Genomic DNA, 24,920 nt, shown 5'->3' on the forward strand with positions numbered 1-24,920 from the left:
CGGCAATCTTCAAGACAAGGCTATGATAGTTGTGTGATAGATAAATGATAGATCAAAATAAGAACTATCATAAACTAAAGTACTAATATTCAAGGAGTACATTGCAAAAATGATAGTATGATAGTTCTTTTGATTTTTTCTCTTCAGTAAAGCCGGATAAACTGATCCAAATCCGTCTTCTCGTCCAGCTGCAACCGTTTCTTCAGACGGCTCTTCGACTTAGTCAGAGCATCGGTGGTATTATTGAAGACAGCCATTTGATCCTTACGGGGAAAGTTCCATTTGATCAGGCAACAGATTTCTTCCTCATGACGGGTGATACCTGACTTCTCCTTCAGCTCCGTCAGGAAATTGTTGAAAAGAAGATCGGTGATACGGAGCAACTCCGCCCACTCCGGTTTGGTCAGATTCGTACGGACAGGGTCCTGCTTGAGCTGGATCAATAAAGAAAAGGCATCCGCCGACAACTCGATCGTCTCTTCCGATACAGCAGAAAGGCGTTCGATGATCTGTTCGCTTTCACGGACCTTCCGCTGGTAATAGTCCAGATCGGCGACACGCTCTTTATAGAGTTCCGATTCTTCCGCCAGGTTTTGCAAATCGGCCTCCAGGCGGTTTATCTGTTCGATGTAATCGTATTTCTCTTTCTGATAATGATAAATGGCAACCTTATTCTTCCTGATCTTTTCCTTGACAAGCCGGTGGCGTTCTTTGCTGCGTGCCATACGGATACCGATAATATATCCCAATACGGCACCGGCTATCAGCGCCACCCAGCAGAAACAGAACAATATCAACTCTTCCATGATTTATTTTTCAGATATTCATAGATAGCCAGTTGCGAACGAACCTTCACCGGATCGTCGTTATGCTTGAAGTTGTTATGTAACTGTCCGTCGATCAGACAGGCTTTCACATTATCGCGCATCTGTATCTTCAGTATATCGATCACTTCCTGCTTGATCTCTGGTACCAGTATCGGGAAGGCTGTCTCGATACGACGGTTCAGATTACGACGCATCCAGTCTGCCGATGTCAGAAAGACATCTTCCCGGCCGTCATTATAGAAATACCAGATACGGGAATGCTCCAGGAACATATCCACAATACGCGTCACCCGGATATTGGCACTATAAGGCTGACCGGGAACCAGGCAGCAGATGCCCCGTACGATCAGGTCTATCTCCACCCCTTTCTCGCTGGCATGATACAGCTCATTGATCATATTCTGGTCGTGCAGTCCGTTCATCTTCAAAACGATCCGTCCTTTACGCCCCTGTTTTACATGTTCGATCTCCCGATGGATCATACGGGTCAGTTCGGGAACCATATTGAAACGCGCCACCAGTAAATGGCGGAAAGTCGGCTCCGACATCTTCCCCTCCAAAACGGCAAACACCTTATTTATATCCGTAATGATCTCGTCATTACAGGTAAGCAACGCCATGTCCGAATAGATACGGGCGGTCTTCTCATTGAAGTTTCCGGTACTGAGATAAGCAAAGTCACGGCGTTTATTGCCGTCCTCCGAATCTTTCCGGATGATAACCGCAACCTTGGCATGTACCTTCAGTCCGGGAATACTATAAATAATACGTATGCCGGCTTTCTCCATCCGTTCAGCCGTACTCATATTGTTCTCCTCGTCGAAACGGGCTTTCAGCTCGACGAAAACCGTCACTTTCTTTCCGTTCTGCGCAGCACTCACCAGCGTATTGATGACAGCCGAGTTCTCCGCCACCCGGTATTGGGTAATCTTTATCTCGTCCACCTTCGGATCGAAAGCCGCCTCCATCAGAAAACGGATCAGGTAATCGAACGACTGGTAAGGGAAATGCAACATAATATCTTTCTTCTTCACCGCCCGGAACACAGACCCTTTCTCATCCAGATAAGGAACCCGCATCGGTGTCGGAATCTTCTGCTCCAGCTCCTTCCCTTTCGGATTGGGCAGCTTGGCAAGGTCCTGCAAATTCAGGTAACGACCACCTACCACCAGGTCGTCGCGGGTAATACCGAAAGCATCGCATATGAAAGAAAGGAAGTCCTCCGGCATCGCCCGGTCGTACATGAAACGGCTCAGCGCGCCGATCTTCCGTTTCTTCACTTTCTTGCGGATACTTTCCACGATATTTCCTTTCTCATCCTCCAGGTAGATATCGGCATCGCGGGATATCTTGATACTGTAACAGCTGTCTATCTCATATCCCGGAAATACATTCGCCAGGTTCGCCCGGATAATATCATCGATAAACATAATGTAAAACTTCCCTTCGTGCGCTGGCAACTCGATGAAACGGGGCACTTTGGCATAGGGTATTTTCATCAGGGCATAATGATATTCGGGAGCCGTATCGCCCTCCGGCTTCCGCTTGCTCTTCTTTACCATACGGATCACCAGGTATAAACGGCGGTCACGGATAAAGGTACGGATATCGCCCGCCTGTATCATGACAGGCGAGAGGAACGGAAAGACCTCTTCATTAAAGAAGTTATGCACGAACTCTTCATGGAAAGGTTCGGGTTCGCTTCCTTGATACAGGTAAATGTTCTGACGATTCAGCTCCGGCAATATCTTTTCCGAAAAGATACGGTAATATTCCCGTTGCTGGCGGTTCACTTCATTGGTTATCTCGGTCAACACTTCTTCGGCTTCAGCACCGCTTTCTTCGGTGAAGTTCTTCTTCATGATCACTCCACGGTGTTCCGCCACACGTATTTCGTAAAATTCTTCCAGGTTGGAAGAATAGATAGACAAGAATTTAATCCGCTCATAGATAGGCAGTGCGTCGTCTTCCGCCTCCAGTAAAACCCGGTAGTTGAAAGAGAGCCAACTAACGTCGCGCTTAAAGTATTTATATGAATTCTCCATCGTATTCTATTCTTAGCTGCGTAAATATAGATACTTTTGTAGAATAAAAGAAATTGTTATGATTAAAGTTGGACTTCTCTCGGATACTCACGCCTGGTGGGATGATAAATATGCGGAATACTTCGCAGAATGTGATGAAATATGGCATGCAGGCGATATCGGTTCGGACGGACTGGCAGCACGGCTGGCAGCATTGAAACCCTTCCGGGCTGTATACGGAAATATAGACGGGCAATCACTCCGGCTGGAATATCCCGAAGTGGCTCATTTCAAAGCAGAAGAAGTAAATGTGATGATGACGCATATAGGCGGTTATCCGGGCCGTTACAACCCGTCTATCCGCAAAGAATTGTACGATACCCGCCCGAACTTGTTCATAGCGGGTCATTCGCACATTCTTAAAGTTGCATTTGATAAGTACCTGAATTGTTTGTATATCAATCCGGGCGCTGCCGGCAAAAGCGGTTTCCACCAGGTTCGTACCCTGGTCCGCTTCGTCATCGACGGCAAAAATATAAAAGATCTCGAAGTGATCGAACTGGGTATCCGGTAGAATACCCGGTTACTTACCACAGCAGAAGTTCTCTGCCAACAAGATCGTATTCTGAAGATAAGAGAACTCCTGCTCGAAGTATTCGCTGAATACACCGGATTGCAGATTCTCTTCTATTTGCTTGGCAGTCCAAAGCTTTCCGCCTGCCCGCTTGCATTGACTCAGCTGCTCTTCCGTACGAAGACAGATCACGTAAAGCGATACCAGATGTTTCACCTTCTCGTTCTCAAACGTATAACGTATCAGGAAACGAGGATTCACATCCTGCTGTTCAGCAAGTTCACCTACCGATTCACGCACCGTACTTTCGATACTGTGCCTGAACAGTACATAACTATGGAAAGGATAATCGATCGTATCCGGTGATACGAATGCATCTTTACTCCTTTTCATCAAATAAAGCATTCCATTATGGATAACGGCTATTCGGACGATCGGATGATAGTATTTTTTCGGTAACGAACGGCTGACCGAACGCGCAATACAACCGATAACTTTCCCTCCGTCATTTAATACCGGCAACCACATTTCTTTCTGTAAACTACCTTGCATCAACGATAAGCGTATTTGCTCATAAAGAATGATCAGCACCCCGATCAATACCCCCAGTTCCCTGTAAAGGAACCGCTCCGTATGCACATTCTGCATCGTATCCGGCAGGATACTATACACCAAAATGGCAAACAGATGTAATGTATACAAATTCTGAACCAGCTGGGCAATGAAATAAAATTCATTCAACGTCGTACGCATCAATGTCCGTTTATAAGTCGGGTGTTTCGATGTTCTTATCTTTTTCAGTACAGAGCGCCGGCTAAAACCGATAAACGCAAGTACCACCACCAATAACACCTCCGTAATCAACGGAGAATAAATGAATAACACGGGTTCCAGTTTCAAGCAGAGAAAGATAGAATACAACACCAGCGTAATCGCTGAAGGTAACAATAAAAATTGATACACTTTATCCTTACTCAATACCTGATAAAGAAAAATACATACAAAACAAAAGGTAACTCCGATAATGAAAGACAACAGATAAGAAAAATAATTATCCAGGAACATAAAAAGCAACAATGGCAATAAGCCTATGGCTTGGTTGTCCAATCCTTTCTTAACTTTGTTCATACCCTTTCCCCCTTTCTTCGCACTTTAAATATATAACAACCCAATGTGTTAAAAGTTTTCGTAATTAAACATGCTTTTCAGCGTGATAGGAGGAACGGACCAACGGAGCGCTCTCTACCATACGGAATCCTTTTTTCAAAGCGATTGATTTATAGACATTAAACTGTTCTGGGGTGACATACTCAGTTACTTGAATATTTTTTCTGGAAGGTTGTAAATATTGACCAATTGTTAATACGGAAACACCTGCCGCCAGCACATCGTCCATCAGGCAGCAGACCTCTTCGGGTGTTTCTCCCAGGCCGACCATGATACCGGTTTTTGCCGTAGCACCCTGTTTTGCAATGCGTGACAGGACAGCCAGGCTGACATCATATTTGGCGGCACTACGAACCTGCGGACTGATACGCCGCACTGTTTCCATATTATGCGATATGATTTCGGGAGCGGCAGCCACTACCTGATCGACCAGATCAAGGCGTCCCTGAAAGTCAGGAATCAGGACTTCTACCGTCGTATCCGGGTTTACTTCTTTGATTGTCCGGATCGTATCAACCCAATGCCGGGCTCCCAGGTCGGGCAGATCGTCACGATCGACCGACGTTATCACTGCGTGTTTTAAGTTCATCAGGCGAATACTTTCCGCAACATTGGCCGGTTCTTTCGGGTCCAGCGGCAGCGGCTTGCCTGTTAGCGTATTACAAAAGCGGCAGGAACGGGTACATATCTCACCCGCTATCATGAACGTGGCCGTTCCCCGGCTCCAGCATTCTCCCATATTCGGGCATTTGCCGCTCGTACAAATGGTGTGCAGACAATGAGACTCAACAATGCTTTTCGTCTTTGTAAACTGCTCGTTCCCACCCAGCCGGATCTTTAACCAATCCGGCTTTCTCACATGTTCTGACATTATAAGTTATCAAATAAGAAGTTAGACATCCTGGTATACAGATGATAACGGGTATTTCCTCCGTAAATACTGTGATTACGGTCTTTGTAGACCTGCATATCGAACTGTTTACCGGCTTGTACCAATGCTTCTGCATAATCCATCGTCTGCTGGAAGTGTACATTATCGTCAGCAGTTCCGTGCACCAGCAACAGCTTACCTTGTAAGTCTTTTGCCAGCCGGATCGGTGAAGTTGCAGCATAGCCCGAGAAGTTTTCCTTTGGCGTACGCATAAAACGTTCGGTATATACCGAATCATAATATTTCCAGTCTGTCGGAGGAGCGACAGCGATACCGGCCTTGAATGTGCCGTTACCCACGCTCATCGACATCAATGTATTATATCCGCCAAAGCTCCAGCCCCAGATGGCAATGCGTTTTGCATCGATATACGGCAGCTTGCCTAAAGCCTGTGCGGCTTCCACCTGGTCTCTGGATTCCAAATCGCCCATCCGCAGGTATGTACATTTGCGGAAGGCTTCACCACGCGCACCGGTTCCCCGGCCATCCACACTGACCACGATGATTCCGTTCGCAGCCAGGTAATGTTCCCAGTCAAAACCATATTTGTCCAGTACTTGTTGCGAATTCGGTCCACTATATTGAACCATCAGTACCGGATATTTCTTCGATTCATCGAAGTTTACCGGTTTTACGATCCAGGCATTCAGCTCTATATCAGAGGCTGTATGTACTTTGAAAAATTCTTTTTTAGAGAAGGATGTACTTGCCAGCTTTTCGCGCAAGGCAGCATTATCCTGCAGCACGCGCAATACTTTCTTCGACTTCGTTTCATTTACGGTGATAACGGCCGGTGTATTGGCATTTGAATAGTTATTCACGAAATAGGCATAGTTCGCACTGAAGTCGGCACTGTTCGTTCCTTCGTTTTCCGACAGCTTTGTCTTCACACCTTTCTGGTCTATTTTATAGACAGAACGGCGCAACGGGCTTTCCTCTGCCGATTCATAATAGACAACCTTAGCTGCATCGTCATAACCGATCAGGCGGGTTACGTCCCAGTTACCTTTTGTCACCTGACGCTGCATGACCCCTGTCGGCGAATACAGGTAGATGTGTGAATAGCCATCCTGCTCGCTCACATAGGTAAACCCATTCGGATTGAAATGGATGGAAGTCAGCCATTCGGAATCTACATAGCATTTGTTTTCATCACGAAGGATCAGGCGGGATACACCGCTCTTCGGATTCACATAATACATATTGAAAAGATTCTGCTGACGGTTCAAAGTCATGACAGCCAGCTGATCGGAATTAGTCGTGAAAGTGATCCGGGGAATATAGCTGTCCGCATCCACAGGCATTTTCAATTCTTTGATATCTTTCGTTGCGACACTATACGAATGAACGCTTACCTTTGAGTTATTCTCTCCGGCTTTCGGATATTTGAAATTATAATATCCCGGATATAAACCGGTGCCATACATCTGCATGGAATATTCCGGCACTTCGCTTTCATCGAAACGGACATACGCCAGGTATTCACTGTCCGGAGACCATGCCATCAGGTTTGTAACGGCAAACTCTTCTTCATACACCCAATCAGTGATACCGTTCAGAATCTTGTTCAGTTCGCCGTCTTTAGTCACCTGCACTTCCGTATCATAGTCGAACTTGCGGATCCAAATATTGTTATCCACTACATAGGCACACATACGTCCGTCGGGCGAATAGGTCGGGATCATCTGTTTGTTCTTTGAGTCGGAAACAGGTTTGACATAGTTACGACGTACGTCATAATCGTACACCATCGCTTTGAAAGAGCGGCGGTAGATGGGTTCGGTCTCTCTCCAAACCAGAATATGATGGCCGGTACTGCTGATATCATAGCCGTCGAAATCATCAAACGTACATTCACGGGCCGTCCGGGCATTGAACAAGGTGTCCACCGGATTTCCTGTGCGATAGGAGTATTTAATGATCATACTACGGTCTTTATTCATTGCCGTATAATGTTCGCCATCCGGTAACGACCGCATTTCACCAATAGCGGTTACCTGACGGAACTTACCATCTGTAATTTCTTTTAAATCGACACGTTTGCTCCCACTCTGAGCAGATACGCTTCCAATTATCGCCAATGAAAGCAAGAAACCAACACCCAATCGTTTCATGAATACTATTATTTTATTTTGAATAGGCTGCAAAGGTAGTATTTTATCATGGTAAACCCTTAGCCGTTAAAGGTAAATTATGTACCCGACCGGAGTTTACCGGATATTTTATCGTTAAATTAACCACCGGACATTGACCATTAACCATTATAAATTACCTTTGTCGTCATGGAAAACGTAAAACCTTATAACGATTTCGGAGATTTCCTACGGAAAGTATTCCCTTATAAAGTACAGAAAATCTCCATAAATGCCGGCTTTACCTGTCCCAATCGCGACGGTTCGAAGGGATGGGGAGGTTGTACTTACTGCAATAACCAGACATTCAGTCCGGAATATTGCCATACAGAGAAGAGTGTGACCGAACAATTGGAAGAAGGTATCCGTTTCTTTTCCCGCAAATATCCGGAGATGAAGTATCTGGCCTATTTCCAGGCGTATACCAACACATATGATGAACTAAGTTCGCTGAAAGCGAAATATGAGGAGGCGTTATCTTATCCCGGTGTGGTAGGACTGATTGTTGGGACACGTCCGGACTGCATGCCGGAAGCTTTGCTGGATTATTTTACAGCCTTATCCAAAGAGAAGTTCGTAATGATAGAATACGGGCTGGAAAGTACATTGGATAAAACATTGATCCGTATCAATCGCGGACATACTTACGAAGAATCGGAAACTGCCATCCGCCGGACAGCAGAGAGAGGTATTTATACAGGAGCCCATCTGATCCTCGGGTTGCCGGGAGAAAGCCGGGAAGAAATACTGCATCATGCCGACCGGTTATCGGCATTGCCGGTCACAACCCTGAAACTGCATCAGTTGCAACTGATCCGCAACACCCGTATGGCAAAGGAATATGCCGAACATCCGGAAGAGTTCCATCTGTACACTGCCGACGAATATATCGACCTCGTGATCGACTTCATAGAAAAATTAAACCCCTCTATTGTAGTAGAGAGGTTTGTATCGCAATCCCCCAAAGAGCTTCTGATCGCTCCTGACTGGGGACTTAAAAACTTCGAATTCACAGCGAAAGTCAATAAGCGTATTGCCGAAAGAAATGCACGGCAAGGGCGGTTATTTATTCCTTTTTCTCAAGAGCCAGTTCCCCATAGAATGTGATGTTCTGTTTATTGACAGGTGTCACATTGATTGTCGCGGAGCCATTTGAAAATACCTGCACACTGAATGCAAATGTATCATCATCGCTTCGGGTACGAAACTGTATTTGAGCGGTTCCTTTCTTATTAAAAGAACATTGATAATCGGTAATTGATCCTTCGAAACGTAACCCGTCACCGCCACCATAAGGAGCCGAATATGCTCTTCCGAAATAAGGAAGACAGGAAATAACCGAGTCACCGCGCATTTCCAAAGAGTAGGGAGAAGTCAGGTTGACCGACCGTCCTCCCATGGGTATCGCACGGTCTACATCTACCGTAAACCGTTTACTATCTATTAATTCTTTTACTTCATTCGCCTTCTGCTCTTTCTTTTCTTTTTTACTTTGAGCATAAAGGGATTGCCCCGCTAACAGAAGGACAATCCCCACTAACCAAAATAACCTAACATTCTTCATAACCTTAAATACTAACACACAATTCTCCTTTATATATAAGACAATTACGAAAGCCAAAAGTTTATCCCAAACCCGTTAATTTAACACAACAAATAGTTAACAAACCATTACCTGGTGACATTTCAAAGGATCTGGTACATAAATTAATAAATGCTACTATCAATTAAAAACCAAAGCACTTGCGTATGTCCTGCAACTTTACGTAATTTGTTGACTCATTTTTTGAATCAGATTAAACAAATTTATGGAGAAAAAACATCAGTATCAGGGATTAACCAAACAAGAAGTTGAAGAAAGCAGGCGCCTTCATGGCGAAAACATCCTCACTCCTCCGGAGAAAGCCTCTCTCTGGAGCCAGTTCCTCGAAAAGTTTAATGATCCGATCATTAAGATTCTGCTGGTAGCGTGGCTGCTATCCATGATTATTGCCGGCGTACATTGTTGGGGACCGGAAGCGAAAGGTTTTACAGCCTTCCTCGAACCGATCGGCATCTTCTTTGCCATCATGCTGGCATCCTGTGTCGGTTTCTTTTTTGAAATGAAAGCCAACAAAGCGTTCGACGTATTGAATACCGTAAACGACGATACGCTCGTCAAAGTGATCCGTGAAGGAAACATTTGCCAGGTGACTAAAAAAGAAGTCGTTGTCGGTGATATTGTCGTACTGGAAACCGGGGAGGAAGTTCCTGCCGACGGCTACCTGCTGGAAGCTATCTCTCTACAGATCAACGAATCGACATTGACCGGAGAACCGATCATCAGCAAGACGACCAACGAAGCCGAGTTCGATCACGAAGCTACCTATCCTTCTAACAGGGTGATGCGCGGCACAACGGTTGTCGACGGACATGGGGTGATGAAAGTCGAGCTGGTGGGCGATGCTACCGGCTACGGGAAAGTATATGAAGGCTCGCAGATAGAAAGCGATGTGGAAACACCGTTACAGATACAGCTCAAAGGGCTTGCCGGTGTCATCAGTAAAGGGGGCTATACAGTTGCCGGACTTACTTTTGTCGCCTTACTGGCTAAATTATTGATGACTTCCGGTGATATGCCGGTGATGGATCTGATCTCACATATACTGAATATCTTTATGGTAGCAGTAACGCTGATCGTCGTATCCGTACCTGAAGGTCTGCCGATGAGTGTAACCCTAAGCCTTGCCCTAAGCATGAACCGCATGCTCAAGACAAACAACCTGGTTCGTAAGATGCATGCTTGCGAAACAATGGGGGCTACAACGGTTATTTGTACGGATAAAACAGGTACGCTGACACAAAACCAGATGCAGGTTTACCGGACAAACTTCTACAACCTCAAAGACCAGAAACTGGGAGACGACGAGTTGAGCAATCTGATCAAAGAAGGCATTTCCGTTAACTCGACTGCCTATCTCGACTTCTCGGAAGAAAAGGTGAAAACACTGGGTAACCCGACCGAAGCAGCCTTATTGCTCTGGCTGAACAGTCAGAATCAGAACTATCTGACATTACGGGAAGAAGCTCTGGTGCTGGCACAGCTTACGTTCTCTACCGAACGGAAATACATGGCCACTGTGGTGCAGTCTCCCCTGTTAGGTAAAAAAGTATTATATGTAAAAGGTGCTCCCGAAATCGTCCTAGCCAACAGCCAGCGGGTAGCAGCCGACGGTACATACAAAACGGTTGAATCTTGTAAAGCTGATATCGAGAAACAATTACTGGATTATCAGAACCAGGCGATGCGTACACTGGGCTTTGCCTACCAAATCATCGAAGGCGGGAAGGATGATGCTTATTTCGTCAACGGACGTTTGCATGGGACCGACCTGACCTATTTAGGAATCGTAGCCATCTCCGATCCTGTCCGCGCAGATGTTCCGGCAGCCGTACAAAGTTGCTTGAATGCCGGTATCGATGTCAAAATCGTCACAGGCGATACACCGGGAACTGCCCGCGAAATAGGCCGTCAGATCGGTACATGGAAACCGGAAGATACCGACCGTAACATCATTACCGGCCCGGGATTCGAAGTATTGACAGACGAAGAAGCACTCGACCGCGTTCTCGATCTGAAGATCATGTGCCGCGCCCGTCCGACCGACAAACAGCGTCTGGTACAATTACTACAGAAGAAAGGTGCTGTCGTTGCAGTAACCGGCGACGGAACGAATGATGCCCCGGCATTGAAAGCCGCTCAGGTAGGTTTGTCTATGGGTGACGGTACCTCTGTTGCCAAAGAAGCCAGCGATATAACAATCCTGGACAATTCATTCGGCAGTATTACCCGTGCTGTCATGTGGGGACGCTCCCTGTATCGTAACATACAAAAGTTCCTTCTATTCCAGCTTACCATCAACGTGGCGGCCTGCCTGATCGTATTGCTAGGCTCTCTGTTCGGGACCGAATCACCGCTTACCATCACACAGATGTTATGGGTAAACCTGATCATGGATACATTTGCCGCCGGAGCATTGGCTTCATTACCTCCCAACGAACGGGTGATGAAAGATAAACCCCGACGTAGCGGTAAAGATGGCGACTTTATCATTACCCGCCCGATGGCTTACAATATCTTCGGAGTCGGTATAGCTTTCGTTGTAATTCTGATGGGGGTATTATATTACTTCCATGCCCAGACCGGATTAACGCCGCACGACTTGTCCTGGTTCTTCAGCTTCTTCGTAATGCTTCAGTTCTGGAATATGTTCAATGCGAAAGCGTTCATGGAAGGCCGTTCCGCTTTTGCCAACCTGAAAGAGAGCAAAAGCTTCCTGTTTGTCGCCCTGTTGATCATTATCGGTCAGTATCTGATCGTTACGTTCGGCGGAGAGATGTTTAACGTAGTGCCTTTGTCCCTGAAAGACTGGGGTATCATTATCGGTTTAAGCTCTCTGGTTCTTTGGATCGGAGAGATAGCGAGAGGTATCAGCCGGTTGATCAGGAAATAGTACATAGTATTATCAGGCCGGACTCCTTACCTATAAGGATTTTCAGCCTAAAGAAAAGACTTTGCCACGGTGATGGCACAACTCTGCCATCGCTGTGGCAAGGCTCTGCCATCATTGTGGCAAAACACTTTTATCACAACGAAAAGTGAAACATATCGGCATATCGATACGACCAGCCTATACACCCTCTGTCGATTTCAGCTATGATCCGTACAAAAGCCCTAAATAACTTGTCCAACTAAATGATTATCTATACTTTTGTTGTAATAGAAATCAGAACAAAACAATATATGAAGATCACAGTAAAAAACGGAAACGAAACGATCATCGGTCTTTCCGGCCAGTTAGATACGCTTACTTCTGCTGATTTTGAAAAAGAGATCACAAAAATACTTGCAGAGGATGTACATACGGTAGTACTCGACGGAACGGAACTCACTTATATCAGTAGCGCCGGACTTCGTTTATTGCTGACCTTACAAAAAGGGATGAAAGCGAAAAACGGAACTTTCCGGCTAAGAAACCTAAAACAGGACATTATAGAAATCCTGAATATCACCGGTTTCTCTTCTTTCCTTACCATCGAATCCTAAGCGCCCCGTACCGGCAGATGATAAACACGTTACACATAAAGAACGAACTGGAACAGCTCACCCGTTTGTACGAGTTTCTAGACCTGCAAGCATCTACTTACGGGTTGGAAGAACAATTGTCGATGCAAATCAAACTGGCTCTTGAAGAAGTTGTGACCAACGTCATATTATACGCCTACCCGGATAAAAAAGATCAGGATATACGCATTGATATGAACTACAGGGATGAACTATTGACCATCGTCATTACTGACAACGGCACAGCTTTCAACCCGTTGGAAATGAAAGAGCCTGACATTAGCCTTCCTCCGGAAGAACGTCCTATCGGCGGTCTCGGTATCTATCTGGTCAAACAACTGATGACAGAAGTCATTTATACCCGTTCATCAGGAAAAAATATACTCACAATGACAAAAGACATTCACTGATATGGCAGACTTCGACATCAAAGAGATAAGCGCGCTCAAACTGAAATTACGGATCATTGAGAAAGCGACACTGGCGGGATGGATCATAATCATCCTGGGGCTTTATTATGACTGGGAGACAATTCCCGGTCTCGCGGTTGTAACAATTATCATCCTCTATATCATTAAAGGACGGTTTCGCAAACAATTGAAGCAAAAAGAATATCTGGCAAAGATCGTAGAAGAACGGACCATCGAACTCCGCATCCAGCGCGACCAGGTATTAAACGAATCCAAGAAACTTTCCGATGCCCTGGATGCATTGGCTAAAGCACAGGACGAACTTGTCCGCAAGGAAAAGCTCGCTACCGTCGGACAACTGACACAAGGACTGGTCGACCGTATCCTGAACCCGATCAATTACATCAATAACTTCGCCGGACTTTCCGCCAATTTGATCAAAGACCTGAAAGAAAACATCATGGAGGAACAGACAGTCATGTCGAAAGAAAATTATGCCGACAGCATCGAAATACTCGACATGATCAACAGTAACCTGCAAAAGATCAACGAACATGGCTGTAACACCGTGCGGATCGTGAAGGCCATGGAGGAACTGTTGAAAGACCGGAACGGCAATGTCACTTCGACCGATATCTGCGAACTCTGTAAAGTGAACGTAGACGTGATCCGCAAAGCGTTCAAAGAAGAAATTGAAAGTAAACAGATACAGATCGATATCCTGTGCCCGGCAGAACCTGCCATGGCAGAAATCGATATCGAACAGATGAACAAGGTGATGCTCAGCCTACTGAAAAACTGTATCTATGCATTGCTTAAAAAGTTACAGAAAGTAGAATTCTCCCCGGTTATCACGATCCAGGTGGAGAAAAGGCTGAACGGAACGATTTATCTCAGTATCCGTGACAACGGTATCGGCATCGAAGACAATATCAAGAATAAGATATTCGAACCGTTCTTCACTACGAAACCCACCGCCGAAGCAGCTGGTGTCGGTTTGTACCTCTGCCGGGAAGTTATCCTGAACCACCGCGGTTCCATCATCGTAAAGAGTGAGAAGGACAACTTCACTGAGTTCATGATTACTATTCCTATTTATCAAAAGAGCAACAATGAGTGATAACAGCAAACAAGAAATTGAACGTCTGAGAAAACAAGTCAGCCAACAGGAAAAGATGGCTTCACTCGGACTGTTAAGCGCAGGTATTGCACACGAGATACAAAACCCGCTCAACTTCGTAATCAACTTCAGTAAACTATCATGCAAGTTGCTGCAGGATATGGAAGAAGTGCTGGACGAGCTGAACGACAAGCTGCCCGCAGATGCCGACGAAGAACTCCGGGAAATCATGGAGGATCTGAAAGGCAATATGATCAAGATTGAAGAGAACGGCAACCGGGCATCCAGCGTGATCCGGGGTATCCTACTCTACTCCCGCGGAAAGGATGATGAATATATCCCAACCAACCTTTGCCAGCTCACGAAAGAATATGTATGGCTTTCCTACCATGCGGTGCGGGCAAACAATAAGAGTTTCAATGTTGCCATTGAAGAAGAATACGACGAAACACTCCAATTGGTCAAGGTAATCCCGCAGGATTTCAGCCGTGCAGTACTCAACCTGATGAACAATGCCTGTTACGCCGTATTCAACAAATCAAAAGGGGCGACCGAAACGCCTTACAGACCGACTATCAAAGTAAGCCTGAAAAAAGACGGGGATAAAGCCTGTCTTACCATCGAAGATAACGGCTCCGGCATCACGGAAGAAGTAAAAAAGAAACTCTATACTCCGTTCTTCACCACCAAACCATTGGGCGAAGGAACTGGTCTGGGTCTCTCCATCACTAAATCGATCATCGAACAAAAACATAACGGAACGATAGAAATGGAATCACAACCTAACGAGTTTACCCGTTTTACTATCACTATTCCGATTCAATAATTACAGAAACAATGCTGCTATGGCTATAAAAATATTAAGTGTAGACGACGAACTGGACCTGGAAATACTGTTAACCCAATATTTCCGCCGCAAGATAAAGAAAGGCGAATATGAATTCTCGTTCGCACATAACGGACTGGAAGCACTTCAGATGTTGCTTGCCAAACCGGACTTCGATGTGATTCTGAGCGATATCAATATGCCGGAAATGGACGGTCTGACCTTACTCACCAAGATCAACGAGATGCGTAACCCGGCACTCAAATGTATTATGGTATCGGCTTACGGCGATATGGAAAATATCCGAAGCGCCATGAACCAGGGTGCGTTCGACTTCACAACAAAGCCGATCAACCTGGAGGATCTGGAACGGACCATCGAGAAAGCAGCCGAACAAATCGCTTTCATCAAACAGGCCCAAAAGGAACATACACAACTGGAATCCATCCAAAACGATCTGCATGTGGCACAGGAAATACAACAAACTATTCTTCCAAAGACATTTCCTCCGTTCCCGGACCTGAAATCGTTCGACCTGTATGCCTATATGAGTGCCGCCAAATATGTGGGAGGCGATTTCTATGATTTCTTCCGCATAGGAGAAGACCGTTTGGGGTTCGTGATCGCAGATGTATCAGGCAAAGGAGTATCGGCAGCCATATTTATGGCAATCAGTCGTACGGTGATACGTGCCATTGCACTCACTGAGAACTCCGCCGCTTTGTGTATGCAACGTTCCAACAGCATTCTCTGCCAGGAAAGTGTGAATGATATGTTCGTCACTGTCTTTTACGGCATTCTGAATATCCGCACGGGAGTTGTTACTTATTGCAATGCCGGACATAATCCGCCCATCCTGATGCAGAAAGACGGTTCGGTTTCAAAAGTCCCGACTACGAACGACATGATATTGGGTGCCATGAGCGATGCCACCTATCACGAGAAAGAGTTGAAACTTGCTCCCGGTGATAATCTGTTCCTTTACACGGACGGAGTGACAGAGGCTATGAACAGAAAACATGAACTATACAGCGAACGCCGGCTACTCGATAACTGCCGGGAACTGGCGGGAAAAGAACCGAAAGAGGTAGTAGATAAGATTACCGAAACAGTAGGCGAATTTGTTGTAGACGCCGTACAATCAGATGATATAACATTACTCTCGATCTCATACAAAGGATAACAATAAAAAAGGCTGTCTTCCGACAGCCTTTTTCTATACATTATATTATATACAACTTATTTCAGCAATGAATCGCGGATAGCAGTGATGTCTGCATTGGCAGCTCTTGCATCCTGAATAGTTGCAACTTTCGTTTTCAACGGAGAAATAGTTTCACCCAGTTGTTTCAGGTCCGGATAGTAATTAGCCAGGTCGGCAACCACTTCTTCCAGCATGCTGACACGTTTTTCCATATTGGCAGAAAGACCGGCAGATGTAGCATCACCTTTTACTACCAATGTCGGATTAGCGATCAGACAGGCATATTCAGCAGAAGCAGCACCTAACATTTCAACTTCAACGTCAATTTTGTCTTCTGCAGCCATCTTTTCAATAATCTTATCTTCCTGAGATTGCAGGAATGCCTGTACCTGTTCTTTTGTTGCATCTTTCGGAGCCTGTTCTTTCAAAATATCCAGAACGAAAGAGATATTCAGGTCGGTAGCCAGTTTAGCAATTACAGCTTCAACTTCAGCAGTAGGTTGTCCCATTCCTTTCAACACGTTATAGTCAGCCATATACATACCCAATGCACGGGCTTTCTGTGTCGGTGTACTCAGTTCAGCAGCCTTGGCTGTCGGCAACATATATTTTACATCACCTACGTTTACTTTTACATCACCGCTGGTCAGACGATAAGGGATTTCAGAATCCGGCATGTCTTTCAGCAAATTGATTGTTTCTTGTTTCAACTCCTCGGTTAACAGATCTTTAGGAGCCTGACCTGCTATAACAGCAGCTTCTTCAGTTTCTTGGGCTTGTTCGTTTGATTTTTTGGCTCCGTTGCAGGAAGTCATTCCAAACACTAATGCTGCTACGGCGAGCATGCTTAATACACTCTTTTTCATATTGTATAATTTAATAATTTATTATTTTAAACCTCATCCTTCGTCCTGTTTAAAAAAACGTCCGGGAAACTCTGCGAATATAGCGATAATCGCTAATAATGCAAAGAAACCTATAACCAATAAATTAAATTTATAGGTAGAAAAATAAAATCCGCCCCAGTTTTTCTCATGACTATAGAAGGCGGCACGCCCCCAGTAGTTGTCGGGTTCCACATAAATAGTACCGACAAGCGGGTAAATACGGTTGTTCGTTTCTTTATACATGCGACGGTTTCCTGTCCCCATTACCAGGTCTTCTATCGCCATATTATGGTGCGCCTTTTTCTGTGCAGTCAGCCATTCAGAACCATTTTCACGGCTTTGTTCCCGTTGTACCTGATCCAGATAGGCCGTAAAATTATGTGCACGCTGATGCAATGCTGCCGCCGCCTTATCCAAATATGCAGAATAGTTTTCCCCTTCCGTATGTGGTTCGATACGGGCAGCACGGGCAAGCACAGCCAACTCATTTTCAACTGTTTTTCGTTTTACAGGATCATCACTGGTTGCAAGCTGTTCCGCCAGCGTCCGGACTTCCGGCAAATGTACATTCTCATAATATTGAGCCAAATACTTTTCTTTCTCAATCGGGAAATAGGTCCGGTTGTACGCATTATCACAAAACTGTTCGACCATCAAAGCCTCGAAAGCCCAGCGCGAAGGGATCAGTTCTCCGATCAACGGCACAATGTTCTCATCGGAAGCACGGGTATTCAGATCGTCGAACTTGATCACCAAGCCACAAAGCAATATCTGAGGAATCAGCAAAAGCGGAATCGTAATATAGATGGCAACTACTGAACTCATGGTTTGCGACAGAATCAGACCTGTAAGGTTCGCCAGGAAAGAAGTAGCCCACAGGATACTCCACCAGATGAAAAACATCTCTCCCCCGACCCCAATGATTACATTTCCAACAGCTATGAATAACAAGGACTGAAGTCCGGAAACGAACAGCAGATAGATCATCTTGGAAGTCAGATAACTACTACGGCTCAACCGGAGAAAATGTTCCCGCTTCAGGATCGTCCGGTCTTTTATTATCTCTTCGGCACTGATACTCAGCCCCATGAAAGTCACTACGATCACAGCCATAAAGATATAGGATACAAAATTCTTATTGGTAAGCAACTCATATTCGCCATCATCCACATAACGCGTCAGAAGTGCCACGATCAGCGCCAGCAACGGAGCCTCCAGCAAAGTGATGGCCAGGTATTGCTTGTTAGCCAGCTTCGTCCGGATATTTCTTTCCAGGAAAATCATGAATTGCCTGAACCAGGATGGTTTCTTCTGCAGATTCTCCGGCAACTCTTCTTCGCTTACCGGAGAAAAAGACGGACGTGAACGAAGATATTCTTCATGCCATTCTTCCGGAGTAAACTTACGGATATTAGTCTGGTTACCCGAATCGTCGATCTTCTTGGAATCGATGATATTCAGAATCAACTCTGGATTTACGTTACCACAGGCACTACACACACTAATATCCGGATCCGTATATTTTGCCGCTTGCTTAAAATAGGTAATAGCCTCTATCGGATTCCCGTCGTAAATGGGATACCCCCCTTTATCCAACAACCATAAACGGTCGAACAACTTGTAAATTTCAGAAGAAGGCTGATGGATATTCACTACCACGAGCTTACCACGGTGTGTCTGTTCTTTCAGAAGCATGATCACTTTCTCCGAATCCGATGATGAAAGTCCGGAAGTTGGCTCATCCAAATACAGGATAGCCGGTTCACGGATCAGTTCGAGAGCGATATTGAGACGTTTCCGTTGTCCCCCGCTGATCGTTTTACGGATAGGGGAACCGACTTCCAGGTCCTTTATTTCCTCCAGCCCCAACTCTTTCAATACGGTATCCACCCGTTCTCCGATCTCCTGATCGGAAAGACAGGCAAAACAAAGACGGGCTGTATACAGAAGATTCTGATAAACGGTCAGTTCCTCGATCAGCAAATCATCCTGCGGAACAAAACCAATCAGCCGGCGTGCTTCGGGAGAATCGAGCAGATGCCCGTTCACAGTAATTGTTCCCTGGTCCGGACGGATATTCCCATTCATAATGCCCAACAACGTAGACTTACCGACTCCGCTTCCTCCCATAATGGCAACCAGCTGCCCGGATTCCAGATTAAAAGAGAAATTATGTAGTCCGTTACGGCTGTTCTTAAAAGTAAAATCAATATCCCGTCCCGCCAGACGAACGATTTCTTTCTGCTCATTCTTGTTGAAAACAGTAAGCAGGTCGCTATAATAAACAGGCAGGAACAATGGCCCCTTGAGTACACTGCTATGCTGCCAGGCATAAAACATATCCGGTGAAAGGGGAATATCGTTCATAAAGACCTGCCCGCTTCCATGATATGTAAATATCTGCTTATCAAACCGGCGGATAAAGAACACACGGATCATTCCCTCCATGCCTTTCCGCCTGATATGGTTACCGTCAGTTTCCTCTTCACCGCTGATCGTCAATAACGACGACGATGGCTTGCCTGTGATAAAGGCCAGCGAATCATCAAATTCCTCCTGTGAAATAGCAAAGATATCCGCTACCAGACGGAAAAGAGCCATATGCTCATCCGCTTCCTTGCTGTTCGTATAGGCAAATTCAACAAAGCGGATCAACAGAAGCAACTGTTCCTCTGCCCGCAACTTCACCTTCATTTGTTCGCAGATATTCCGCACGATCTGTTCCTTGTCGAGCACAAAGAGAGAATCGTCGTACATATCGCGCAACGCATTATAAAGTTCGATATATTCTTTATGGGATCGTACCCCGAAATGACTGGACAAATACGAATGAACGGCACGACTGGCCTGCTCCCTTTCAATACGCACGGAAGAAGCAAAGATGGCAAATAGATTCAATAGTCCGTTCAGTATGGTTTCATTCATTTGCTTGGCTGTTATTTGTCTGTATAATGATAAATAAAGTTACAAATATAACAAGAATCGATAGGTTTGGCGAAAGATTCGAACAAAACATTCCAATTAAGAGTATAAAAAGAATACTCACCAGGCAAGAACATCCACCTCATCAAAAAACAAAAAGCAGCCATCCCCAAAGACAGCTGCTTTTATTTTATTGAGCCGAAAGCCGGACTTGAACCGGCGACCTACGCATTACGAATGCGTTGCTCTACCAGCTGAGCTATTTCGGCAACAAACTATATTGCTATTGTTACTTGTTTTTCAATCCGGGCACAAAGATAAAAACTCTATTCGACATCTGAAAGAAGTTTTGTCAAAAAATCATCTAAATCTGCATCCAAATCTTTCAACAACGGATCATCCGCCCGTAAAAGCTCGTCGTCAATGAAGAGAAGCTCCTCTATTACAACAAAATCCTCATCCGTCAAGCTGACAGAGAAAGGTTTCATTATATGAGGGCTGTCAAAAGCATTTTTCGCAACCAAAAGAGTCAGCACAGATTTTACGGTGTTGGCTACCTGCTTATTGAATTGTTCTTCTTCACAGGGACAACCTACCCAATCAAAAACAATTACTTTATCCAGTAATCGTTCCTCTTCGTCGTAGATTTGCAATTCCCCGCTTTCAGGATCAGCCTGGACATATAAATCGCTATAATAGCCGGTAGAATCTTCTGCAGTCAATTTGTTAATGGCAGAAGTAAATGTTGTCTCCAGGACAGACTGAATCTTTGCATTATTTGCACTCATAACTCTTTTTTTATTCTTTTTTCGAATCGTCTGTCAAAAGTAATAATAATTCGGAGAATATATGATATTATTCTCCAAATTGCATGTTAAGTTTTTTATCTGAACGTACCCGGTTACGTAACACCTCTACATAAAGCGCTAAAAGTTTGGTATTCTTGCCGTCCTCGCCTTCTCCTTTTTTAAATAACTCAGCCGATTTATTCGCCCATTCATAGGCTTCATCCAGTTTTGTTTTCATTTCATAGCCCAAAGCGATATTGGATGCAGCCTTTGCTTTTGCCTTCCAACCGCCTGACTTTTCATATAAATGCTCCCAATACTCAACCGCCTTATCCCATTTCTCGGACTGGGCATAAGCCGAAGCTTCTTTCCATTTCGTTCCCATGCCGGTATAAAACCACCGTGTCTCATTATTCCAGTGAGGGACAAAATTCGGACTGGTTTTCATTCCTATATATTCCGCAGACGCACGCAACGCGTTTTCTGAAGAAGGCAGGAACTTATCAAGAAGAATCAGATTAGGGGCCTCTTCATTAAAAAAGACACTATCGGCCACATAGACTGTAGCCAGAGGATTCGGTCTGCCGGGAAGATAACCGCGCACGACTCCCGATATCTTTACCTGAATCTCACCTCCCACATAACCTTCCGCATAAGCCATGATATTTTTCTTCGATTCGAATAACAAACGGTCGATGGAAACCACCGCGTCTGTCCCGGTTTCGTCGCACAATTCCTGCACCTGATCCTGCGTCAGTTTCTTGTCTTCATAGTAGACATCATCTTTACGAACAGCATCATGATAGAGAAGCACATCATTAAAGAAAGAGATATCAGCCATTGCTTTCCCTAAACCACTACAAGCATAGAACAAAGCACTGTCAGCCTTCACCCTGCAAGTATCCACCTTATCACCAAATAACGTGAACTCACACCCGACATCATCCGGCTGATGGACAGCATTGTTCACTACCAGGATCTTACCGACATTACCAGGAAAGGTAATCTCGGCAGGATTGTAAGTCTCTATACCCACATAATTCACTGAACTACAGGAGGCTAAAAAGCAAACACTTAACAAACAACAGGCAACTCTCATCACTCTTACTATTAAAGGAGGCGCACTGATTTGCGCCCCTAATTATACAATATCACTCACAGCCTTGAAATAGCCGATCGATTCAGCTATACCAAGGAAAGGATCTTTCATATCCTTTTCATATTCAAGACTACACATTCCGGTATAGTTCACTTCACGCATCATCTTCATCAATGCCGGGAAGTCTATTTTACCCCGTCCGATTTCGATACCGACACCCGCTTTCGAAGCATCCGTCACATCTTTGATATGCATGTCAAACACACGAGTATGATACTTCTTCAAATCCGTCACCGGATTGCATCCGTTACGCAGGTCGTGACCGATATCCAGGCACATTCCGATACGCGGATCCAGATCTTTCGTATGTTCCCAGACATCTGTCGCATCCGGATACGTTTTAATATCGGGACCATGCAGATGGATCGCATAATTAAAGTCGTATTCCTTTACTTTCTTGTCCACATAAGGAAGCAATTCGTAATTGGGAACGCCCACAATCAGTTTTACACCTACGCGTTTCGCATACTCGAAAGCACGGTCTATTTCCGCTTCACTCTTCATATATATAGGACCAACGGCATAACCTGTTACCTTATGGGCAGCGCATTTATCATGAAATGCTTTAATCTGTTCATCGGTGCTATCCATCGGCAAGTGGAAATCCTTGATGCAAAGATAATGAATATCGAGTCTCTGCAATGTCTTCAAAGTGGTATCCAGGTCAAAATTAACAAATGTATAGCCTGCCATACCCAAACGCCAAGGATTAATCGACTTTGCCGCTTTAGGAATGATCCGGTCCGGCAAACCGGCTTTTACTACCCCTGCCGATCCTAACAATAAAGCGCCGGCAAGCCCTTGTCTAAAAAATTTTCTTCTAGAATTCTCCATGGTATATAATAATGTATATAAAATATGTTACGGTTTCTTCAAGGGCAGCACTACAATAAAGGTAGATCCCTCACCAAACCGGGAAGAAACGCTGATTGTTCCTCCCATCTGAGAAATAAGTCCTTTACAAATTGCTAACCCCAGTCCTACCCCTTTGCTCCAGTCATTCAGCTGGACGAAACGGCTGAATATCTTTTCCAACTTATCTTCGGGAATACCTTCACCCGAATCTTCCACAGAAAAGACGACATCCGTCTCCGTCACCTCATAACCCAAACGGATAAAACCTTTTTCCGTATGCTTGATTGCATTGGTCAGCAAGTTAGTAAGAATTTGCGTAAGACGGTTACGATCGGTATAAAAAAGTTGTTGGGGACTATTATTTAGTTGTAGTTCCACTCCTTCCGGTATGCGTAGCAGGATGACATTGTAAATTTCTTTCATCAAGACAGAAAGCTCACAATCAGCGTAATGAAGCGCCATTGTATTCGATTCGATCTTTGACAGATCCAGTACATCCGTGATCAGCCGTTGGAGCAATTCATTATTACTTTGAATAATATTGGCATATTCCTGGCGGGTTTCGACATCCTCCTCATCGACCAGCACCTGGGAAAAACCGACAATAGCATTCAGCGGTGTCCGTATCTCATGATTCATGTTCGCCAGGAAAGCCGACTTCAAATGATCCGCTTCTTCAGCCTTCTCCTTAGCCAGTTTCAGTTGCTGTCCATACCGGTGACGGCTATAAGAAATATATCCCAACAAACAACACAAAACGAACAAAAATATAACTCCTCCTCCCATTAATAACAAATGGGAATGTGTCTGCGAAACCTCCAGGTCCATTTGCTTATTCTTCAACTCCAGCTTGTCCACTTCATGCTGTGTTTTCATTTCTGCCAGCTCATTGTAAAAATGAACTTTCGACAAAGAATCATTCAGAGCAGCATACTCTTTATAAGCCAACGAAGCACTCTTGTTTCTTCCGGCATCCAACAGGACATCTGCCTTATCTTTTAACATTTCAAGATAAAGAGACATTGAGTTTCTCATGCGCCAGACAGGCAATAACGAATCGTAAATGGCTAAAGCTTTATCATATTCTTTATTCTGTTTATAATAAGCCGCATAAATTGTCTTCAATTCGCTCCCGTAGTTATACATTTCATATTTATTCAGAAGAGCCTGAGCTTTTTGCAGATGCACCAAAGCTTCCCGAAACTCTTTCCTGTCTATATAGGCTAAAGCATAATGCCTGTGTACCACATACTCCAGGTAGTAAATTGGCATCTCTTCGTCCAGCCAGGTTATCTTCCTGTCCTTGCATATCTTTACATAATCATCCAAACGCCTGGTGTATTTCATTTTCAAGTCCGAAGTATGCGCCTTGTTCATCAACTGCCGGATAATATTAATACGTTTAATCAAAGGAGCATTCCTCATCTCCATGCTTTTCAGGACTTCCTCATATAAAGCGACGCCCTCTTCACCTAAGTTATTGGATAAATAAAAGTCAGCCAGTGCCTGATTTGCCATCTCCAGTCCTTCCGGAAATTTTAAGTTCTCAGCTTCCTGCTTCAAACCGGTAACATATTTCAGTGCTTCTTCATTCTTTTTTGAACGGGTCAGCACATAAATGTACCATGCCTTCATCCGGAAATACTCGACATACCGCTTTTGTTCATTAAAAAGAGGCAATGCCTTTTGCATCCAGAAATACATACTATCCGGATTTTTAGAGAAATAATACCGAACATAACAGAACATGGCACTTGCTTCATGATAACGATCCTTCTCATTCCGTGATCGTTCCAGCAACTGCGTAGTATAGTCAAAACCTTTTTGTTGCTGCACATGTGCCTGTGCCAGAATAAACAGCGAATCCAACGACAATGTCGTATCCTTGCTTTCGGTACCATATAAAGTTAAAGGGAGACCCAATCCCCACAATAAACAAGAAAAGATCAGCAACCAACTTTTCACTTCCCCCATTTTTTATAGCTCTTGC

The 24,920-nt window shown here is 44.7% G+C and carries 20 protein-coding genes and 1 tRNA gene; 8 read left to right on the forward strand and 13 right to left on the reverse strand.

Annotated features, from left to right (window positions below):
* Positions 1–143: 143 nt before the first annotated feature.
* Complete coding sequence (locus tag DXD68_RS06805; protein WP_122360878.1) at positions 144–806, reverse strand: hypothetical protein; 663 nt, start codon at positions 804–806, stop codon at positions 144–146.
* Positions 794–2,872, reverse strand: coding sequence for an RNA degradosome polyphosphate kinase (locus tag DXD68_RS06810; protein WP_122360879.1), 2,079 nt, complete (start codon positions 2,870–2,872; stop codon positions 794–796). The genes DXD68_RS06805 and DXD68_RS06810 overlap by 13 nt, the downstream gene beginning before the upstream one ends.
* A 58-nt stretch (positions 2,873–2,930) precedes the next feature.
* On the opposite strand from DXD68_RS06810, the gene DXD68_RS06815 reads away from it, so the two are divergent.
* A complete protein-coding gene (locus DXD68_RS06815; protein ID WP_122360880.1) occupies positions 2,931–3,425 on the forward strand; it encodes a metallophosphoesterase family protein in 495 nt (164 codons plus the stop codon).
* A gap of 9 nt (positions 3,426–3,434) precedes the next feature.
* On the opposite strand, the gene DXD68_RS06820 is transcribed toward DXD68_RS06815, so the two are convergent.
* From DXD68_RS06820 to DXD68_RS06830, 3 genes are all read right to left on the reverse strand, one after another.
* Positions 3,435–4,553 carry a hypothetical protein gene (locus DXD68_RS06820; RefSeq protein ID WP_122360881.1) on the reverse strand — a complete coding sequence of 373 codons (1,119 nt, stop codon included), beginning with the start codon at positions 4,551–4,553 and terminating at the stop codon, positions 3,435–3,437.
* A 64-nt stretch (positions 4,554–4,617) separates the two neighbouring features.
* A complete protein-coding gene (lipA, locus tag DXD68_RS06825) occupies positions 4,618–5,463 on the reverse strand; it encodes a lipoyl synthase (protein WP_122360882.1) in 846 nt (281 codons plus the stop codon).
* Positions 5,463–7,637 carry a S9 family peptidase gene (locus DXD68_RS06830; RefSeq protein ID WP_122360883.1) on the reverse strand — a complete coding sequence of 725 codons (2,175 nt, stop codon included), beginning with the start codon at positions 7,635–7,637 and terminating at the stop codon, positions 5,463–5,465. Before DXD68_RS06830 ends, lipA begins: the two co-directional genes overlap by 1 nt.
* 168 nt (positions 7,638–7,805) lie before the next feature.
* Between DXD68_RS06830 and DXD68_RS06835 the strand changes: the two genes are divergently transcribed.
* Positions 7,806–8,762, forward strand: coding sequence for a TIGR01212 family radical SAM protein (locus tag DXD68_RS06835; RefSeq protein ID WP_122360884.1), 957 nt, complete (start codon positions 7,806–7,808; stop codon positions 8,760–8,762).
* Here the strand turns inward: DXD68_RS06835 and DXD68_RS06840 are convergent.
* A complete protein-coding gene (locus DXD68_RS06840; RefSeq protein ID WP_122360885.1) occupies positions 8,722–9,219 on the reverse strand; it encodes a DUF4251 domain-containing protein in 498 nt (165 codons plus the stop codon). The two genes, DXD68_RS06835 and DXD68_RS06840, sit on opposite strands and share 41 nt — an antisense overlap.
* A 244-nt stretch (positions 9,220–9,463) precedes the next feature.
* Between DXD68_RS06840 and DXD68_RS06845 the strand changes: the two genes are divergently transcribed.
* The 6 genes from DXD68_RS06845 to DXD68_RS06870 all read left to right on the forward strand — a co-directional run bounded on the left by DXD68_RS06845 (position 9,464) and on the right by DXD68_RS06870 (position 16,298).
* Complete coding sequence (locus DXD68_RS06845; RefSeq protein WP_122360886.1) at positions 9,464–12,148, forward strand: calcium-translocating P-type ATPase, PMCA-type; 2,685 nt, start codon at positions 9,464–9,466, stop codon at positions 12,146–12,148.
* Positions 12,149–12,438: 290 nt separating this feature from the next.
* Entirely contained in the window at positions 12,439–12,741 is a 303-nt protein-coding gene (locus DXD68_RS06850) for an STAS domain-containing protein (protein WP_122361098.1), read from the forward strand.
* Between the two features lie 17 nt (positions 12,742–12,758).
* Positions 12,759–13,169, forward strand: coding sequence for an ATP-binding protein (locus DXD68_RS06855; protein ID WP_122360887.1), 411 nt, complete (start codon positions 12,759–12,761; stop codon positions 13,167–13,169).
* Between the two features lies 1 nt (position 13,170).
* On the forward strand, positions 13,171–14,289 hold the full coding sequence (locus tag DXD68_RS06860; protein WP_122360888.1) for a sensor histidine kinase: 1,119 nt from the start codon (positions 13,171–13,173) through the stop codon (positions 14,287–14,289).
* On the forward strand, positions 14,282–15,115 hold the full coding sequence (locus DXD68_RS06865) for a sensor histidine kinase (protein ID WP_122360889.1): 834 nt from the start codon (positions 14,282–14,284) through the stop codon (positions 15,113–15,115). Before DXD68_RS06860 ends, DXD68_RS06865 begins: the two co-directional genes overlap by 8 nt.
* Before the next feature lie 19 nt (positions 15,116–15,134).
* Complete coding sequence (locus DXD68_RS06870; RefSeq protein ID WP_122360890.1) at positions 15,135–16,298, forward strand: PP2C family protein-serine/threonine phosphatase; 1,164 nt, start codon at positions 15,135–15,137, stop codon at positions 16,296–16,298.
* 56 nt (positions 16,299–16,354) lie between these two features.
* On the opposite strand, the gene DXD68_RS06875 is transcribed toward DXD68_RS06870, so the two are convergent.
* The 7 genes from DXD68_RS06875 to DXD68_RS06905 form a co-directional block, all read right to left on the reverse strand.
* The gene (locus DXD68_RS06875) at positions 16,355–17,185 is read right to left on the reverse strand and encodes a hypothetical protein (protein ID WP_122360891.1); all 831 of its coding nucleotides are present in this window, start codon (positions 17,183–17,185) and stop codon (positions 16,355–16,357) included.
* 33 nt (positions 17,186–17,218) lie between these two features.
* Positions 17,219–20,131, reverse strand: a complete 2,913-nt coding sequence (locus tag DXD68_RS06880; protein ID WP_122360892.1) for an ATP-binding cassette domain-containing protein — start codon at positions 20,129–20,131, stop codon at positions 17,219–17,221.
* Positions 20,132–20,324: 193 nt separating this feature from the next.
* Positions 20,325–20,397, reverse strand: a tRNA-Thr gene (locus DXD68_RS06885).
* A gap of 57 nt (positions 20,398–20,454) precedes the next feature.
* Positions 20,455–20,916, reverse strand: a complete 462-nt coding sequence (locus DXD68_RS06890) for a hypothetical protein (protein ID WP_122360893.1) — start codon at positions 20,914–20,916, stop codon at positions 20,455–20,457.
* 67 nt (positions 20,917–20,983) lie between these two features.
* Complete coding sequence (locus DXD68_RS06895; protein WP_122360894.1) at positions 20,984–22,015, reverse strand: DUF6340 family protein; 1,032 nt, start codon at positions 22,013–22,015, stop codon at positions 20,984–20,986.
* Between the two features lie 42 nt (positions 22,016–22,057).
* Positions 22,058–22,909, reverse strand: coding sequence for a sugar phosphate isomerase/epimerase family protein (locus tag DXD68_RS06900; RefSeq protein WP_122360895.1), 852 nt, complete (start codon positions 22,907–22,909; stop codon positions 22,058–22,060).
* A 27-nt stretch (positions 22,910–22,936) separates the two neighbouring features.
* Positions 22,937–24,904, reverse strand: a complete 1,968-nt coding sequence (locus tag DXD68_RS06905) for a sensor histidine kinase (RefSeq protein ID WP_122360896.1) — start codon at positions 24,902–24,904, stop codon at positions 22,937–22,939.
* Between the last annotated feature and the right edge of the window lie 16 nt (positions 24,905–24,920).

Origin of the sequence: Parabacteroides sp. TM07-1AC, assembly GCF_003480915.1 — a bacterium.
Classification (GTDB): domain Bacteria; phylum Bacteroidota; class Bacteroidia; order Bacteroidales; family Tannerellaceae; genus Parabacteroides; species Parabacteroides chongii.